Source organism: bacterium (genome assembly GCA_024224155.1).
In the GTDB taxonomy this organism is placed as follows: Bacteria; Acidobacteriota; Thermoanaerobaculia; order Multivoradales; family JAHEKO01; genus CALZIK01.
On sequence record JAAENP010000226.1, the window covers coordinates 1 to 3,078 of the forward strand.

Here is a 3,078-nt window from a genome sequence, read left to right on the forward strand (position 1 = left end):
AGTACTCCGCCTCTCGAGGATGGACGGGCAAGACCCAGTCTACGGCCTCTTGCATATCGAAAGGTCGATGGAGCAGGCGGTTGCCCTTGATGGTCCATATCCAGTCCTGCGGCGGGATGTAGTAGAACACCGGAAAGTCGTAGTTGCGGCGGATGTAGCGGGCCAGAGGCACATTGAAACCGGAGAAGTCCACCAGAACTGCGGCGTCGAAATCGGCCGCGGCCAAGGCGAGCTTGGCGCGCCGAAGCAGACCCAGGCCTGCTGGAATATGCAGCAAGCCCATCCACCAACCAACAACGCTCAGCTTCGGCGGTACTTCGAATACCTGGGCACCGGCCTGGGCCAGACGTTCACCGCCGAGGCCGGCAACGGAGAGCTGCCTTCCCTGCGCCTCGAGGTGCGCCTGCAGGCTGTCGACCAGGAGGGCCGCCTGGAGATCGCCGGACACGTCGCCGGTACTGACGAAGAGTCGGAAGGGTTTCTGTTCGCGGGTGATGGTCATCGAGTGCCTGTTGCAGGAGTGGTCACTCCTGGTCCGGTTCCGCGTCGACGGCACAAACCCTCTCGAGTATGGCTGATGTGGAAATCCCGGGTATCACCGGAACCAACACGAGACGGCCTCCGGCCGCCTCTACCGTCCTTCTGCCGACAACCTCATGGGGCGCGTACTCGTCGCCCTTGACCAGCACCTCGGGCATGACCTCGGCGATCAGGCGCGCGGGGTCGTCCTCGTCGAAGACGACGACGCCGTCGACGCACTCGAGCTCAGCCAACAGCGCGACCCGCTCCTCGGCCCTCATGATCGGCCGTCCCGAGCCCTTCAGGCGAGCCACCGAGGCGTCGCAGTTGACACCGACGAGAAGCACGTCTGCGAGGGCCGCGGCTTCGTGAAGCAGGTGCAGGTGGCCGCCGTGGAGCGCGTCGAAGCACCCGTTCGTGAACGCGATTCGGTATCCATTGCGTCGCCATGATGCGAGTCGGGTCGGCAACGTCGCCGCGGTCAAGACCTTGGCGACCTGGCCGAGACCACAGCCGGCAGTCAGCTCGCTGGAGCTCACCACAGAGGTGCCTTGCTTGGTGACTGCCACACCGGCCGCAAAGTTGGCGAGCCGGGCTGCCTGGTTCAAGCGCATGCCGCAGGCGAGTGCGATTCCGAGCACGGCAAGCACGGTGTCACCGGCACCGGTGACGTCGCACACCTCTCGCCGGACCGCTGGGATCACCTCTGCCGGGCCATCGTGCTGGACCACGATGATACCGTCTGCACCTCGGGTGACGACCAGGGCTGGCGATCCGGCACCGTCGATCAGGTCACGCGCGAGGAGCTCGGGCTCGCTGTCGGTCATCTCGACGAAACAGCGCCGGTGCTCGTTTTGCAGCTCCGCCAGATTAGGGGTCAGGGCGGTGGCACCTTTAAAGGTGGAGAACCGATGTCTTGGATCGGCCACCAGTGGTACCTGGTTCTGCAGTGCATAATCGAGGATCTCGCGCACCAGGGCGGGGGACAGCACGCCTTTTTTGTAGTCGCTCAGCAGGATGAGGTCCGGAGGGCCGAGGTCGACGAGCGGATCGAGGGCTTTTCGCAGACAGCCGGCATCGACCTGGTGGCGTTCCTCCCAGTCGAGACGCACGATCTGCTGATTCCCGGACAGCACCCGCAGCTTGCGGGTCGTGGGCCTGCTGCTCACCCTGGCAACCGCAGCAGTGTCGATCCCAGCCGCTTCGAGAGCCTGGATCAGACGCTCGCCGGCCTCGTCTGTGCCGACCACGGCACACAGCTGTGCCGCGGCGCCGAGTGCGACGCAGCCGTGGGCGACGTTGCCGGCACCGCCGACGCGCAAGTACTCTGAATCGACGCGAACTACCGGGATTGGCGCCTCCGGCGACACGCGGTCGACGTTTCCCTGCAGGTATTCGTCGAGCATGACGTCACCAATGACCCATACTCGTTTTCCTCGGCTTTCGGTGAGAAAACGTGCCAGATCAGGGGCGCTGAGGCCGCCCTTCTCTACGCGTGCGCTGGCCAGGCCGCTGCTCACGACGTCTCGGCAAACGTCTTCAGCCATCGGACGTAGTCGACGACGCCTTGCTCGAGATCGCGGAAGTCGACACTGCATCCACTTTCCCTGAGCCGCCGAACGTCAGCCTTGGTGAAGCTCTGGTAACTCTGTCTGAGGGAGGCTGGAAAAGAGATGTACTCTATCTTGCCCTCACCGTCGTGTGCGTCGATCAGCAACCCGGCCAGCTCGTTGAAGGATCTGGCGTGACCGGTTCCGACATTGAAGATGCCGGAGACGTCGCCGTGCTGCAAGAACCAGAGGATGGTGGCCACGACGTCCTCGACGTGTACGAAGTCGCGGCGCTGCTCCCCGGGCCCACAGGTGGCAGTCTCGCCGAACAGCTCGACTCTGTCGCCGGAGCAAAGCTGCTGGTACAGACGGAAGACCATACTGGCCATCGCGCCTTTGTGAGCCTCGTTCGGCCCGTATACGTTGAAGTATCGCAGCCCCACGACCTGGCTGCCGGCTGGCATGCGGCAACGAGCCCAGCGGTCGAAGAGCACCTTGGAGTAGGCATAGACATTGAGTGGCGATTCGTTCTGTTGCTGCTCGCTGAAGTGCGGGCCCTTGCCATACACGGCAGCCGATGAGGCATAGATGAGCGGTATGCCGCGCTCCATGCAGAAGCCCAGGATCTGCTTCGAGTACTCGAAGTTGAGCCGCATCATGTGCTTGCCATCCCACATCGTCGTATTGCTGCAGGCGCCCTGATGCAGCACCGCCCGCACCGAAGTCAGGGTCTCGTCGCGCTGCCGGAGGAGCGCGAGGAAGTCATCGCGATCGACGAAGTCGTGAATGCGGCAGGGCGCAAGGTTGACGAACTTGGTGCCGTCGAGCAGGTGGTCCACGGCGATGATGGCATCCTCGCCGTTGCGGTTGAGAGCGCGCACGAGATTGCTGCCGATGAAACCTGCGGCTCCGGTGACCACGATCTTCTCGGTCATTGGTGCGTGGTCCCGATGGGCCCTGGGCGGCAGTCCTGCCCAGGCGGATCAGCTTTGGGGTGGATCAGCAGCAG

General features: G+C 63.9%; 3 protein-coding genes. All 3 read right to left on the reverse strand.

The features are described 5' to 3' along the window. A partial coding sequence (locus tag GY769_12300; GenBank protein ID MCP4202702.1) for a lipid-A-disaccharide synthase occupies positions 1–502 on the reverse strand: 502 nt, incomplete at its 3' end. Positions 503–524: 22 nt separating this feature from the next. After that, entirely contained in the window at positions 525–2,066 is a 1,542-nt protein-coding gene (locus GY769_12305) for a bifunctional heptose 7-phosphate kinase/heptose 1-phosphate adenyltransferase (GenBank protein ID MCP4202703.1), read from the reverse strand. After that, positions 2,036–3,004: an ADP-glyceromanno-heptose 6-epimerase gene (gene rfaD / locus GY769_12310; GenBank protein MCP4202704.1), complete on the reverse strand. Its 969-nt coding sequence runs from the start codon at positions 3,002–3,004 to the stop codon at positions 2,036–2,038. Before rfaD ends, GY769_12305 begins: the two co-directional genes overlap by 31 nt. Between the last annotated feature and the right edge of the window lie 74 nt (positions 3,005–3,078).